The sequence below is a fragment of the Rhodoblastus sp. genome, assembly GCF_041915505.1.
In the GTDB taxonomy this organism is placed as follows: domain Bacteria; phylum Pseudomonadota; class Alphaproteobacteria; order Rhizobiales; family Beijerinckiaceae; genus Rhodoblastus.
This window is the reverse complement of the sequence record NZ_JAYSBG010000055.1, coordinates 1-14,601: the sequence shown is the minus strand read 5'-3', so window position 1 is coordinate 14,601 and position 14,601 is coordinate 1. Positions and strand designations below refer to the sequence as shown.

General features: G+C 64.7%; 11 protein-coding genes. 5 read left to right on the top strand and 6 right to left on the bottom strand.

Translation table 11 applies throughout. The annotated features are described in order from the left end of the window. Positions 1-69 precede the first annotated feature (69 nt). Positions 70-759: a response regulator transcription factor gene (locus ACE3S9_RS05830; protein WP_374545499.1), complete on the top strand. Its 690-nt coding sequence runs from the start codon at positions 70-72 to the stop codon at positions 757-759. Positions 760-820: 61 nt separating this feature from the next. Then, positions 821-1,267 (top strand): cyclic nucleotide-binding domain-containing protein, encoded by a 447-nt coding sequence (locus ACE3S9_RS05825; protein ID WP_374545498.1) that lies wholly within the window; start codon positions 821-823, stop codon positions 1,265-1,267. 58 nt (positions 1,268-1,325) lie between these two features. Here ACE3S9_RS05825 and ACE3S9_RS05820 read toward each other — a convergent pair whose 3' ends face one another. From ACE3S9_RS05820 to ACE3S9_RS05810, 3 genes are all read right to left on the bottom strand, one after another. Beyond that, positions 1,326-2,129, bottom strand: a complete 804-nt coding sequence (locus ACE3S9_RS05820) for an exodeoxyribonuclease III (RefSeq protein WP_374545497.1) — start codon at positions 2,127-2,129, stop codon at positions 1,326-1,328. Positions 2,130-2,270: 141 nt separating this feature from the next. Continuing rightward, entirely contained in the window at positions 2,271-2,957 is a 687-nt protein-coding gene (locus ACE3S9_RS05815) for an outer membrane lipoprotein carrier protein LolA (RefSeq protein WP_374545496.1), read from the bottom strand. A gap of 290 nt (positions 2,958-3,247) precedes the next feature. Then, the gene (locus tag ACE3S9_RS05810; protein WP_374545495.1) at positions 3,248-5,944 is read right to left on the bottom strand and encodes a DNA translocase FtsK; all 2,697 of its coding nucleotides are present in this window, start codon (positions 5,942-5,944) and stop codon (positions 3,248-3,250) included. Between the two features lie 218 nt (positions 5,945-6,162). Here ACE3S9_RS05810 and ACE3S9_RS05805 point away from each other — a divergent pair, with 218 nt between their 5' ends. Further along, positions 6,163-7,593, top strand: a complete 1,431-nt coding sequence (locus tag ACE3S9_RS05805) for a sensor histidine kinase (RefSeq protein ID WP_374545494.1) — start codon at positions 6,163-6,165, stop codon at positions 7,591-7,593. Positions 7,594-7,621: 28 nt separating this feature from the next. Continuing rightward, on the top strand, positions 7,622-10,540 hold the full coding sequence (locus ACE3S9_RS05800; RefSeq protein ID WP_374545493.1) for a bifunctional [glutamine synthetase] adenylyltransferase/[glutamine synthetase]-adenylyl-L-tyrosine phosphorylase: 2,919 nt from the start codon (positions 7,622-7,624) through the stop codon (positions 10,538-10,540). A gap of 46 nt (positions 10,541-10,586) precedes the next feature. Here ACE3S9_RS05800 and ACE3S9_RS05795 read toward each other — a convergent pair whose 3' ends face one another. From ACE3S9_RS05795 to ACE3S9_RS05785, 3 genes are read right to left on the bottom strand one after another with little or no spacing between them, the layout of a single operon-like run. Beyond that, complete coding sequence (locus ACE3S9_RS05795; protein WP_374545492.1) at positions 10,587-11,108, bottom strand: chromate transporter; 522 nt, start codon at positions 11,106-11,108, stop codon at positions 10,587-10,589. Continuing rightward, entirely contained in the window at positions 11,105-11,689 is a 585-nt protein-coding gene (locus tag ACE3S9_RS05790) for a chromate transporter (protein WP_374545491.1), read from the bottom strand. Before ACE3S9_RS05790 ends, ACE3S9_RS05795 begins: the two co-directional genes overlap by 4 nt. Next, positions 11,682-12,653 (bottom strand): hypothetical protein, encoded by a 972-nt coding sequence (locus ACE3S9_RS05785; protein WP_374545490.1) that lies wholly within the window; start codon positions 12,651-12,653, stop codon positions 11,682-11,684. The genes ACE3S9_RS05790 and ACE3S9_RS05785 overlap by 8 nt, the downstream gene beginning before the upstream one ends. 234 nt (positions 12,654-12,887) lie before the next feature. On the opposite strand from ACE3S9_RS05785, the gene scpA reads away from it, so the two are divergent. Next, on the top strand, positions 12,888-14,601 hold a 1,714-nt coding region (gene scpA, locus ACE3S9_RS05780; RefSeq protein ID WP_374545489.1), incomplete at its 3' end, for a methylmalonyl-CoA mutase.

Below are 14,601 nucleotides of genomic sequence, written 5' to 3'. Positions count from 1 at the left end.
CAAGGAATTTCACCCCATTCGGCCGATTGGCCCTCCCCATTATCCGTCGCGCCGGTAACAGGATCGTTCATGTCGCAAGTCCGCCGGATCTTGATTGTCGACGACGATGCTCTGCTGCGGCTTTCCCTGGTTGAGCAATTATCGGTTCACCAGGAATTTGTCGCGAGCGAAGCCTCCGATGTCGCCGAGGCTCTGGCAGTGGTTCGGGAAGAGCCGATCGACCTGGTCATCATGGACGTCGGCCTGCCGGACGGCGATGGCCGCGAAGCGGTCAAGCGCCTGCGCGCTCAGGGGTTTCAAAAGCCGGTCATTCTGCTGACGGGCCGCGATTCGGAGACGGATATCGTGTCCGGCTTCGATTCCGGCGCCAATGATTATGTGAGCAAGCCGTTTCGTTTCGCCGTCCTGCTGGCCCGCATCCGGGCGCATTTGCGCCAGCATGAATTCAGCGAGGACGCGACGTTTCAGATCGGCTCCTATCTTTTCCAACCGAGCGCCAAGATCCTGATCGGCAAGAATGGCGAGAAATTGCGCCTGACCGAAAAGGAAACCGCGATCCTGCAATATCTGAACCGGGCCAAGGGCATTGTGGTTTCCCGCGAAGATCTGCTGCGCGACGTGTGGGGCTATAATTCCAACGTGACGACCCATACGTTGGAGACGCATATCTATCGGCTGAGGCAGAAAATCGAGCCCGATCCCGCCAGCGCCCGGCTTTTGCTGACCGACGCCGGCGGTTATCGTCTGGCTCCTTCATAAGGGGCGCGCCGTCGCGTCGCCTCGAACGCAACGATTTCGCCACCATGATCCGGAGAGCGCCATGTCCTTGGAGCGCCAGGTGAAAGCCCTCGCCCGCCTTCCGATTTTCGCCGCTTTCGAACCGGAGGCGCTGCGGCTGATCGCCTTTGCCGGCGAAACGGTGCAATTCGGCGCAGGCGAAATCATCTTCCGCAGCGGCGACGAGTCCGATGGCGGCTTCCTGATTCTCGCCGGTTCGGTCATGCTGGATCTCGGCCATGGATCGATGGATGACAATAAGATCGCCGGTCCGGGCGCGCTCGTCGGCGAGATCGCCCTGTTTACGGCGACGGTCCAGCCGGCGACAGCGATCGCGCGCGAGAATTCGACCGTCCTGAAAATCCGGCGCAACCTGATCCAGCGCGTGTTGCAGGAATTTCCTGAAAGCGCGCGGCAGGTCATCGCGGCGCTTTCCCGTCAGATCGAGGGATTCGGCAAGGATCTCGAAAAGGCGCGACAGGCCTTTTGAGGCGTTGACCCCTGTTTCTGACGAATTGGAAGCAGGGGCGTCCCGCCGGCGCGAAAGCCTAAAAATTCAATCGCAAGCTGACCGGCACGTGATCCGACGGTCGCTCCCAGCCGCGCGCCTCGCGGAGAATGTCGATCCCTTCGAGGTTTGGCGCCATCGCTGGCGATGTCCAGATATGGTCGAGCCGTCGCCCCTTATCCGCCTTGGACCAGTCCGGCGAGCGATAGCTCCACCAGGTATAGAGCTTCTGGTCGAGCGGGACATATTGGCGCAAGGCGTCGATCCACGATCCGCGCGCGAGAATGGATTTCAGCTTGTCGGTTTCGATCGGCGTGTGGCTGACGACCTGGAGCAAGGCCTTGTGGCTCCAGACATCATTCTCATGGGGCGCGACATTGAGATCGCCCACCAGAATCGACGGCGTTTTGGTAAAGGAATCGTCGAACCGATGGAACATTTCGTCCAGAAAGGCGAGCTTGTGGGCGAATTTGGGATTTTTGCCCGGATCGGGCTCGTCGCCGCCGGCGGGGACATAGAGATTGTCGATGCGGATCGCCTGATCGGCGAAAGCGACCGACGCCGAAATATGCCGGGCGTCGCCGACCTGGCAGAAGTCCCGGCGATCGACATTGAGCAGCGGCAGGCGAGAGATGATGGCGACGCCGTGATAGCCCTTCTGCCCGTTGATCGCGATATGCTCATAGCCAAATTTGCGGATTTCGGCGGCGGGAAATTCGCTGTCCCGGCATTTCGTTTCCTGCAGGCAAAGCACGTCCGGCGCGTGATCGCGCAGAAAGGCGCCGACTTGGCCGATCCGCAGGCGCACGGAATTGATGTTCCAGGTTGTGATCTTCAGCTTCACGTCATTCCCCAGGGCTGCGCATCGTTTGACGCTTTGTGCGACTAAGCCCAAGCCATGGATGGGAATCAAGACGCGTCTTGCGTTTCTTGCCGCGCCCGGACGATGTCGCGTCCGGATTTCACGTGAAACATCTTAAGCGGGTCAGTTTTGAATCGGCCAGAAACTGGTCGCCGGGATGCGAAAAAGATTGCGGTCAGGGACGGATTTAAGGTCGACATTATGCAGGGTGACCAGGGTCTGATAGCCTTGTGGATCGGTCACTTCCCATTGTTGCAGCGCGAAATCCTTCCGATCGAAGTTCAGCTTGATCGTGGAGGCGCCGCCGAAGGTGGAGCTGTCCTCAATGGTGATCGTGGTCGATTTCGGATCGGCCGTGACGCCGGTGATCTTGACGTCCTTGTTCAGGTTGAGCTGGTCCTTGAGCAGAAATTTCAACGGCGTCTGGCTGATGAAATAGAGCTGCTGGGTTTGCAGCTTGCGGTCGCGAATGGCGACCGAGACGCCATCCGCAATGATTTCCATCGTTGCCGGCATGGCATATTCAAAACGGAGACGTCCGGGCTTCAGGACATAAAGCTTGCCCTCGGACCTTCTGCCATCGGCGCCGATCTGGACGAAATCGGCGGTCATGACCTGCGCCGCATTGAAATAATCATTGGCCTTTTCGACCGCGGCTTGCGGATCGAGCGCTTCGGGCGCGGCTTTCGCCGGATCGGCCAGTTTCGCGGCGGACTTTTTTTCCACGCCGGGGAGTTTCTGCGCCGAGGCGCCGCCGATCAGCACAGCGCTCGAAAGAACGCTCAAAATCAGGAATATGCCGCGCTTCATCTTTGTTTCGCCTCAGGTCGGAACCCATTCAATTCCCGTCGCCGCCCGCCGCCGACTGGTCCGCTTGTTTTGCAAGGCCGATTCGACCGGATTGGCGCTTTGCATCTAAACCGCTGTTGTGGCGGCGTTGCGGCAGTCCTGCATTCGTCGTTGCAAGCCATAGGGCGTCGGAAGACGCTCGTCTTTTGACGGGCTATGGCGAAGCAATCCATGCGGCCTTTCGACAGGTTGAGAGGTGGATTGTTTCGCTCCGCTCGCAATGACGGCCGTGTGGCCATGATGGGTTTGGTCTACTCCCCGTCGAACGCGCCGCGATCCACGCCGCCGTCGGCGAGGATCTGGCGCTTGCCGGCATGGTTGGCGGGGCCGACGACGCCGTCCTTCTCCATCCGCTCGACCAGAGACGCCGCCTTGTTATAACCGATCGACAGCCGCCGCTGCACATAAGAGGTCGAGCACTTCTTGTCGCGCAGCACAATCGCCACCGCGCGGTCGTACAGATCGCCGCCCTCGTCGTCGCCATTGTAGGTCGAAGCGTCGGCCTCGTCCTCGTCGCCCTCGTCCTCCACCGTCACCGCGTCGAGATAATCCGGCTGGCCCTGCATCTTCAGATGCGCCACCACTTTCTCGACATCGGCGTCCGACACGAACGGCCCATGCACGCGCGAAATCCGCCCGCCGCCGGCCATATAGAGCATGTCGCCCTGGCCCAGCAGCTGCTCCGCGCCCATCTCGCCGAGAATGGTGCGGCTGTCGATCTTGGACGTCACCTGGAACGAGATCCGGGTCGGGAAATTGGCCTTGATCGTGCCGGTGATGACATCGACCGAGGGCCGTTGCGTCGCCATGATCAGATGGATGCCGGCGGCGCGGGCCATCTGCGCCAGACGCTGGATCGCGCCCTCGATCTCCTTGCCGGCGACCATCATCAGATCGGCCATTTCATCGACGATCACCACGATATAGGGCAGGACCGAGAGGTCCATCTGCTCCTGCTCGTAGATCGCCTCGCCGGTCTCGCGGTCGAAGCCGGTCTGCACGGTGCGGCAGATGATCTCGCCTTTTTGCGCAGCCTCGGTGACGCGGGCGTTAAAACCGTCGATGTTGCGGACGCCCAGCTTGGACATTTTCTTGTAGCGGTCCTCCATCTCGCGCACGGCCCATTTGAGGGCGACGACGGCCTTCTTCGGGTCGGTGACGACGGGGGTCAGCAGATGCGGGATGCCGTCATAGACGGAGAGCTCGAGCATTTTCGGGTCGACCATGATGAGGCGGCACTCGTGCGGCTTGAGTCGGTACAAGAGCGACAGGATCATGGTGTTGATGGCGACGGACTTGCCCGAACCGGTGGTGCCGGCGACGAGCAGATGCGGCATTTTGGCGAGATCGACAATGACGGGCTCGCCGCCGATGGTCTTGCCGAGCGCGATGGCGAGCTTGTGCTTGGTGTCGGTGAAATCCGGGGCGGCGATGAGTTCGCGCAGATAGACGGTCTCACGGCGCGGATTGGGCAGTTCGATGCCGATGGCGTTGCGGCCCGGCACCACGGCGACGCGGGCGGAGACCGCCGACATCGAGCGGGCGATGTCGTCGGCGAGACCGATCACCCGCGACGACTTGATCCCTGGCGCTGGCTCAAACTCGTATAACGTCACAACCGGGCCGGGATGGGCGTTGAGCACGTCGCCGCGCACGCCGAAATCCTCCAGCGTCTTTTCAAGCGCGTCGGCGTTGACCTCGAGCTGGTCTTCCGGCTCTTCGTCCACCGGCTGATAGGGCGGCTCGGCCAGCATGTCGGTCGAAAGCGCTTCATAGTCGATGCGCGCGGCGTCGAGCCGTTCGAGGAAGCCGCCGACCGGCGTTTTGGAGCGCCGGATCGGCTTGGCCTCGGCGGCCGCCTGCGGCGGACGGGCGGGGACGCTGGCGGGCGGCGCGATCGCTTCGGCCTCGTCCTCGATCGGCTCGGCGACCGCCTTCACACGCAGCCGCATTTTTGCGGGCCTGGCCGGTTCGGGCACGGGCGCGGCCGGGGCCGTCGGCGCGGGGATCTGGGGGGCGGGCGCTTGCGGCGCGGCCGGCGCGCGCGGGGCGGCGACGGGCGCCGGCTGGATGCCGCCAAAGCCGACGCTGAACGAAAAACGCGCGCCCATGGCGGCGAAGGTTCCGAAACCGGGCAGAGCGGATTTGGCCGCGACCGGCGCGGCAATCGGTTCTTGCGCCTGCTGCGGCTCGGGCGCGGGGCGCATTGCCGGAGCGGCGTGGTTCTCGATTCTCTTGTCCGGCGTGCGGGCGTAGCGCACGCGCGGCTTCGGGGCGTCGGCGGCGCCGCTCATCGCGTGGGCCTGCGCGAGGCGGGCTTCCTCCAGGCGACGCGTCTGTTCCTCGGCCTTGCTGCGGGCTTCTTCCTCGGCGGCGCGGATGGCTTCCTCGGCGGCGCGGCGCTGGGCTTCCTCCTCGGCTTTGCGCCGGGCGATCGAGGCTTCTGGCGTGCGGGTGAAGCGCACATTGGGCTGGCCCGCGCGCCAGAACTGCGGCGCGCCCGGCTCCTCCGGCGATTCGGCGACGATGTCGGAATGGAAGGACGGCGCGGGCTGTGCGGCGCCGGCGAGAATGTCGCGCGATTTCTGCGCGGCCAGCGCTTCGAGGCGGGCGCGCTCGGCGTCGAAGACGGGCGCGTCATAGGCCGGCGCCGGCGGCGTGGCGGCGGGCAGGGCGCTCCCCGTATAATCCGGCGCGTATTCAGCCTCCTGCCCGGCGAAATCCGTCGCCTCATCGACGAAGACCGAGCGCGGCCGGCGCACATAGGGGCGATAGGGCGACGTTTCGGCCTCCTCGTCCCATGGCTCCAGTTCGAAACTGGAATCGATCTGGCGCATTTCCACGCCGTCGAGGCCGAAGGAGGCGCGCTGCGCGAGGGGCGCCGCGCGATCGGCGCGCCGGCCGGCCCCGAAGAAGCGGGCCAGCCACTGGTCGAGGGTCATCAACATGAACGCTTCGCCTTGAATACGCAAAAAATCACGCCCGCGGCCCGGACGAATCTCGGGCCAAAGACAGGGGCGTCACGGTTGGGACAATGGGGCGCTCACGGTTAACGCCGGGTTTCGGCGACCATGCTTTTCGTCTGACCAATCGGTAACTTGCCCGGCGCGGCGGGATCGCCGATTGTGCCGTCAAATCGCCGCGAGCGAATCGCCGAAGGGGCCAAATGAACATCAAGCGGGCGCGGTTCTGGCGCAGCCTGACGCGCGGCGTGGCGCCCGGGCGGCTGTTCCGGACCACGGCGTTCAAACTCGCCATCGCCTATTTCGTCATCGTCGGCCTCGGCTTTACTTTGGTTCTCGACCGGGTCGGCGAAAATGTCCGCGAGCTCATCAACGAGCAGATGCGGCAGACCATCGACGCCGAGATCAAGGGGCTCGCCGATCAATATGCCGATGGCGGCCTGAACCAGCTCGTCGCGGTGGTCGAGCGTCGCTCGCGCACGCCGGGCGCCTCGATCTATCTCGTGACCGCCCCCAATGGCGTCGCGGTCGCCGGCAATGTGATCGATCTTCCCGCCGGCGTGTTCGACCAGAAGACGGCGGTCGAAACCACCTATGAGCGCCTCGGCGAGCCCAATGTCGCGCGCCGGGCCATCGCGCGCGTCTTCACTTTGCCGGGCCATTTCCGCGTGCTGATCGGCCACGATCTCGAAGACCGCGAAAGGCTGCGGCATATTCTCGGTTCGGCTTTGTTCACCTCGCTGCTCTGGCTGCTGGTGATCGCGACCTTCGGCGGCTTGTTCGTCGCGCGGCGCCTGCTGCGGCGCGTGGACGCCATGAGCGCCAAGGCGGCCACGCTCCTGCAGGAGGATCTCACAGGCCGACTGCCGCTCTCCGGCGCCGACGACGAACTGGACCGTCTCGCCCGCAATCTCAACGCCATGCTCGACCGCATCGCCAGCCTGATGGCCGGCATCCGGCAGGTCTCGGACAATATCGCGCATGACCTGCGCACGCCGCTGACGAGGCTGCGCAACAATGCCGAACAGGCGCTGCAGCTCGACGACGGCGAGGAAGGCTGCCGCGCCGCCCTGGAGCAGGTGATCGACGAGGCTGACGGCCTGATCCGCATTTTCAACGCCTTGTTGATGATCGCGCGCGCCGAAGCGCAATCCTCGCGCGAGAATTTCACCGATCTCGACGCGGCGGAGCTGGCCAGCGACATGGCCGAGCTTTACGAGCCGGCGGCCGAGGAAAAGGGTGTGGCGCTGCAGGTCGAGGCGCCGGCGCCGGCGCCGATTCGCGGCCAGCGCGAGCTGATCGGCCAGGCGCTCGCCAATCTGATCGACAATGCGTTGAAATATAGCGCGCCGGACGTTCCCGGCGCGACCGCCGTGGTGACGATTTCCGTCGCGCTCGACGACAACAAGGTCGAAATCGCGGTGGCCGATCGCGGCCCCGGCATTCCGGAGGCGGAGCGGGCGCGAGTGCTGGAGCGTTTCGTGCGGCTGGAGGCCTCGCGCAGCCGGCCGGGCTCCGGCCTCGGCCTGTCGCTCGCCGCCGCCGTGGCCCGGCTGCATGACGGAACCTTGCGCATCGAGGACAATGCGCCCGGCTTGCGCGTCGTGCTGGTCTTGCCGCGCCGGGCGGCGTGATATTGGTCGCAGGGAGGGGAGCGTCGCCATGAAAACAACCAACGCCTTGTCCTGCCCGCGTCCGGTCAAGCTCGCGGCGGCGCGCGCTCGCGTGGCGGATTTTCTGGCCGCGGCTGGAGCCGAGACCGCCGGCGCCCTGCGCGCCTTGCCGGATTGGGCGAAGTTGGAGGAGGTTCTGGTCGGGATTGCCGACCAGTCGACCTTCCTGTGGGGGCTGACGCGGCGCGATCCCGCGCGCCTGTTGCGCATCCGCCAGCAGAGCCCGGAGGCCGCGCTCGACGAGGCCTTGCGCCGGCTGTCCGCCTGTCACGCGCCGGACTGCACGGAAGCGCGGGCGATGAGCCTGCTGCGCAAGGCCAAGCAGGAGACGGCGCTGATCGTCGCCTTGGCCGATCTCGCCGGCGAATGCGACGTCGTCGCGGCGACGGCGGCTTTGTCGCGCGCGGCCGATCGTTTCGTGGCCACGGCGTTGCGGGTCGCGCTCAGGCTGTCCGGCGACAAGCTGGCGCTGACGTCGCAGGACGAGCCGGAGCAGAATTGCGGCCTGGTCGTGCTCGCGCTCGGCAAGCATGGCGCCAAGGAGCTGAACTATTCCTCCGATGTCGATCTGGTCGTGTTCTATGACTTGCGCTCGCCCGTTCTTGGGGCTGGGCCCGGAGCGCGCGCGAACTCGCTGCGCCTGACCCAGCATATCGTCAAGCTTCTGCAGGAGCGCACCGGCGACGGCTATGTGCTGCGGGTCGATCTGCGCCTGCGGCCCGATCCCGGCTCGACCGCCCCCGCCGTCTCGCTCGACGCCGCGCGCCATTATTACGAAACGCTCGGCCAGAACTGGGAGCGCGCCGCCATGATCAAGGCGCGCCCGGTCGCGGGCGATCTGGCTTTGGGCTTCGATTTCCTCGACGAAATGGCCGCCTTCATCTGGCGCAAATATTTCGATTACGCGGCCATCGCCGACATCCACGCCATGAAGCGCCAGATCCACGCCGCCAAGGGCCATGCCGAAATCGCGGTGGCGGGCCATGACGTCAAACTCGGGCGCGGCGGCATTCGCGAGATCGAATTTTTCGTCCAGACCCAGCAATTGGTGTTCGGCGGACGGCGCAAGCCTTTGCGCGGCCCGCGCACGCTCGACATGCTGCGCCAGCTTTGCGCGGACGACTGGATCACGCCGCAGGCCTCGGAGGATCTCGCCAACGCCTATCGTTTTCTGCGCGCAGTCGAGCATCGCCTGCAAATGCGCGAGGATCACCAGACCCAGCGCCTGCCCGAGGACGAGGCCGCGCTGAAGGCTTTCGCCCGGTTCTGCGGCTATGCCGGAACCGCCGGCTTCTCGCGCGATCTGCTGCGCCATTTCCACGCCGTCGAGAAACATTACGCCCGGCTGTTCGAACATGCGCCGGGTCTCGATACCCGCGCCGGCAATCTGGTCTTCACCGGCTCGACCGATGATCCGGAGACGCTGGAAACCCTGCGCGACATGGGTTTTCGCGATCCGGCCCGCGCCGCCGAGACCGTGCGCGGCTGGCATTTCGGCCGCCGCCCGGCGGTGCGCAGCGCCCGCGCCCGCGAGGTGCTGACCGAACTGGCGCCGGGCCTGCTGGAGGCCTTTTCCAAATCGGGCGACGCGGATTCAGGATTGGCGGCCTTCGACGCCGCACTGGCGCGAATGCCGGCGGCGGCGGAGCTGTTCACGCTGCTCAAATCGCACGAGCCCATGCTCCAGCTCTTCGCCGACATGCTCGGCGGCGCGCCGCGCCTCGCCCAGGTGATCGCACAGAGCCCGCATGTGCTCGATGTCGCCATCGACCGGGGCGTGGCCGCCGCGCCGATGGATGTGGCGGATTTTTCCAGCCGGCTCGCTCTATTCCATGAAGGCGACCAGGGCCTCGAAGCCTTTCTCGACGCGGCGCGGATTTTCGCCGGCGAGGAAAATTTCATGATCGGGCTGCGGCTGTTCGCCGGGCTGATCGAGCCGGATCAGGCGGGCCGGGCCTATTCCGCCCTCGCCGAAGCCCTGGTCTGCGCCTGTCTCACGCGGGTCGAGAAGGATTTCGCGGTCGAGCATGGTCGCGTTCCGGGCGGGCGCTGCGTCGTGCTCGGCTTCGGCAAGCTCGGCTCGCGGGAATTGACCGCGACCTCGGACCTCGATCTGGTGCTGCTCTATGATTTCGATGCCGAGCGCCCGGACTCCGACGGCGCGCGGCCGCTTCACGCCACGGTCTATTATATCCGCCTGACGCAGCGGCTGATCGCGGCGCTGTCGGCGCCGACCCGGCGCGGCAAATTGTTCGAAGTGGACATGCGGCTGCGCCCCTCCGGCAAACAGGGGCCCTTGGCGACGCGGATCGCCTCGTTCCGCGCCTATCAGGCGGAGGAGGCCGAGATCTGGGAGCATATGGCCCTGACCCGGGCGCGTGCGATCGCCGGCGACGACAGCCTCGGCGCCGAGGTCGAAGCCGTCATTGATGAAACCCTGCGCCGAACGCGCGACGGGGGAGACGTCGCCAAGGCCGTGCGCGAGATGCGCGCCCTGATCGCTCGGGAAAAAGGCGAGGACGATCCCTGGAACCTGAAACTCGCCTCGGGCGGCCTCCTCGATGTCGAATTCATCGCGCAATTTCTGGTTCTGGCCCACGGCGCCGACGCGCCAGGCCTGCGTCGGACCGCGACCGCCGAAATCCTGATGGCGGCGGCGAAGGCCGGATTTCTCGACACCGAAACAGCGGAAACCCTGCTCCGGGCGCATGGGCTTTACGGCAATGTCGCCCAATGGCTGCGTCTGGCGCTCGGCGAGGACGCGGATCCGCGCAAGGCGGCGGACGGCGTCAAGCGCCGCATCGCCGCCGCGACCGGCCTGCCGGATTTCGCCTTTCTGGAGCGCGACCTGACTGCGACGCGGAAAGAGGTGCGCAAGCTCTTTGGCCAGGTCTTGAACCGGAGCTGACAACCGATGGGGAGGAACAGGCGGGAAGCGCTTCGCGCGATCTGCCCTATCGGAACGAGATAAAGCCGACCACCGCGCTCGCCGCGACGAGCACGGCGGGATTGATCTTGTATTGCAGCAGAATGAGCAGCACGCCTGCGGCGATAGCAGCGGTTTCGACACCGAAAATGGCGCCTTTCGCCATGGTGAAGCAGCCTGCCAGCAGAAGGCCGATTGAAACCGGCGCGAGTCCGCGCTGGATGGAATCGCGCCATGGCCAGGATTCCAGCCGCTTCCAGCCGCGACCCGCGGCATAGGTCAGCAGCGCCGTCGGCAGGAAAAAGGCGATCAGCACCGCCAGCGCGCCGACCGCGCCGGCCGCCCAATCGCCGACCGCGACGATCATCATCATGTTCGGCCCGGGCGCCATCTGGCCGATGGAGTAGAGATGGATCAACTGGGCCTTCGTCAGCCAGTGATGCACGTCGACGCTGAGATATTCCATCTCGGGAAAGGCGGCCATGCCGCCGCCTACGGCGAGCAGCGACACATAGGCGAAAACGCGGATCAGCGCGGGGATCTGGCTCATTTTTCCTTTGTTTCCCGGGCGCCGCCGGGATGGCGCCATAACGTGCTGAGCAATCCGACGCCGAGCAGCACCCAGAGCACGGATATGTGGAAATGGTTCACCGCGATCGCCGTGATCGCCACGAAAGCCAGATCGGCGCGCGTCGCCAGCGAGCGTTTGCCGAGCTGGATCGCGGTATAAAGGGCGAGACCGACGGCCGCCGCGGCCACGCCTTTCAGGATCGCGGTCGAATCGGCGCGGTCGCCGTGACGCCAGTAAAGAACGCCGGCCACGTACATGATGACGCCGCCGGGCAGGCACATTCCGATCAACGCCGCCGCCGCGCCGCGCGCGCCGCGAAGCTTCTGGCCGACCAGGATGGCGAGATTGGTCGCGTTGAGTCCCGGCAGCGTCTGGCTGATCGACAGCATTTCGACGAATTCCCGGTCGTCGATCCAGCCTTCGGTCTCGACGAGACGGCTGCGCAGATAGGGCACGGCGCCGCCGAAACTGATCGCGCCGAGAGTCAGGAACTCGCGGAAAATACGCGCGATCGATATGTCCTGTCCTGGCGGCGCGTCCTGTTTCGTCGATTCACTCATGGCTGGTCGGCCCGTTGCCTTTGAGGCGATAAACCATCGCCGTCTTCGTCACGCCCAACGCCAGCCAGTCGTTCACTTCGTTTTGCAAGGTCATGTAGAACGCGCCGGCCAGTCGCTTGGGCTTTTGGGCGACCCCCTCGCGCTCGATGAACTTCACCTGAAAGGCGAATTCGCCGACCAGCGACTTGTGCTCGCCGCGCGTGCGCCACAGCGAGACGTCGCATTTGGCGACGACGCCCTTGCCGAAATCCAATGTGCCGAGCGGCAACAGCACTTCCTCGACGATTCCTCTGTTCACAACCAGAATGCGCTGCTTTTCGGAGAGGCCGAGACGCTGCAGCGCCGGGAAGACTGTCGCCAGCGCGCCCATGTTCAGCCGGTTGGGTCTGGGCGTCTGGCTTAGGCCGAACTGGCAATTGTGTGAGAACAGAATCCGGTAGCCGCCGGCGCTGTCCTTGAGCGGTAGCGCCTCGGCCTTGAACTTGATCTTGTATCGTCCGTCGATATTCGGCCGGACGTCCAATTCGGTGGCGGCGCGCTCGTCCGGATGGCGGTATTTGAACACGATTTCCGGGTCGCCCACAGGGAAACCGTCCACGTAGCGAATGCGGCGGCGAAGGATGAAGGCATTGTTGTAGAGCCGGAAGTCGGGCGTATCGCCGAAGACGATCTCGCGGATTTCCGGCCTCAGATCGAGATCTGGATGTTCGATGAAGCCGACGCCGACCTCTTCGGCGACGCGCTGCACGATTGCGCCGAAGCCGCGGAACGCCTTGATCGAGGTGAAGCGTTCCGGCTTGAGGATCAACTTCGCTTCAAGATATTGCACCTTGTCGAAGGGCGCGCCGTCCTCGTATCGGCCGACCGGCGATGGCGGCAACAGAGTCGCCGCCGGGCGATCGGCCGCTCCATTCGCCTTTTTCGGGGCGACGGTTTTGTCGGCGTTCGGGATTTTGGCGGTCATACGAGGCTTCCAGGACGGGTGAAGCGATCGACGCGGGCTTGCGTTGGCCGGATTAGACCGCAAAAGTGACTCGAAAGCGTAAAACAGCCGGGCAAGACGCCGTCGAACCCGCTCGAAATCCGAGGCGCGCTCCTGACGGATGGCGTATGGCGCCGCAATAATGATCGTCGTATAAGTCAAAACTGACTGATAGCGCCCGCGCGCGATGATCGATTTTGCACGGTGGACGACCGCATGACCCGCATTCCCGATTTCTCGACCCTCGCCCTCGACAAGGACCAGAGCGCCGCCGCGCCGGCTTTTTCGGGCGAGCCCTGGATTACGCCGGAAGACATCGCCGTGAAGGGCGTCTATGGCCCGGAGGATCTGGAAGGCCTGCCGGCGCTGGATTCCTTCCCCGGCGTCGCGCCCTTCCTGCGCGGGCCCTATCCGACCATGTATGTCAACCAGCCCTGGACCGTGCGCCAATATGCCGGCTTCTCCACGGCTGAGGATTCCAACGCCTTCTATCGCCGCAATCTCGCGGCGGGCCAGAAGGGCCTCTCGGTCGCCTTCGACCTCGCCACCCATCGCGGCTATGATTCGGATCACCCGCGCGTCGCCGGCGACGTTGGCATGGCCGGCGTGGCGATCGATTCCATCTATGACATGCGGACCTTGTTCTCGGGCATTCCGCTTGACCAGATGTCCGTCTCGATGACCATGAACGGCGCCGTGCTGCCGGTTCTGGCGCTCTACATTGTCGCGGCGGAAGAGCAGGGCGTTCCGGCGGCCAAGCTCTCAGGCACGATCCAGAACGACATTCTGAAAGAATTCATGGTGCGGAACACCTATATTTATCCGCCCAAGGATTCGATGCGCATCATTTCGGATATTTTCGCCTTCACCTCGCAGAATATGCCGAAATTCAACTCGATCTCGATCTCCGGCTATCACATGCAGGAGGCCGGGGCGACGCAGGATCTCGAACTCGCCTATACGCTCGCCGACGGCGTCGAATATATTCGCGCCGGCATCGCCGCCGGCCTCACCGTCGACCAATTCGCGCCCCGCCTGTCGTTCTTCTGGGCGATCGGCATGAATTTCTTCATGGAAGTCGCGAAACTTCGCGCCGCGCGGCTGATCTGGGCCAATCTGGTCAAGACGTTCAACCCGCAGTCGGAGAAGAGCCTGCCCTTGCGCACGCACAGCCAGACCTCGGGCTGGTCGCTGACCGCACAGGATGTGTTCAACAATGTCATTCGCACCCAGATCGAGGCCATGGCCGCGACTCAAGGCCATACCCAGTCGCTGCACACCAATGCTTTGGACGAGGCGCTCGCGCTGCCGACCGATTTCTCGGCGCGCATCGCCCGCAACACCCAATTGTTCCTGCAGCAGGAATCCGGCACCACGAAAATCATCGATCCGTGGGGCGGCTCCTATTATGTCGAGAAGCTCACCGCCGAACTGACGCAGAAGGCCTGGGCTCATATTCAGGAGGTCGAGGCGCTCGGCGGCATGGCCAAGGCGATCGACGCCGGCATTCCCAAGCTGCGCATCGAGGAAGCGGCGGCCAAGACCCAGGCGCGCATCGATTCCGGGAAGCAGACCGTGGTCGGCGTCAACAAGTTCCGCCCCGAGAGCGAAAAGCCGATCGACGTGCTCAAGGTCGAGAACGCCGCCGTGCGCGCCCAGCAGATCGACAAGCTGAAGCGCCTGCGCGCCGAACGCAACGAGGCCGAGACCCAGGCCGCGCTCACCGCCTTGACCGAAGGCGCGAAGGGCGGCGCCAATCTGCTGGCTCTGGCGATCGAGGCTGCCCGGAAAAAGGCCACGGTAGGCGAAATCTCCTACGCGCTGGAAAAGGTGTTCGGACGTCATCGCGCGGAAATCAAGAGCATTTCCGGCGTCTACAAGCGGGAGGCCGGCGTGAATTCCACCGCGATCGCTTCAGTTCAGGCGCAGG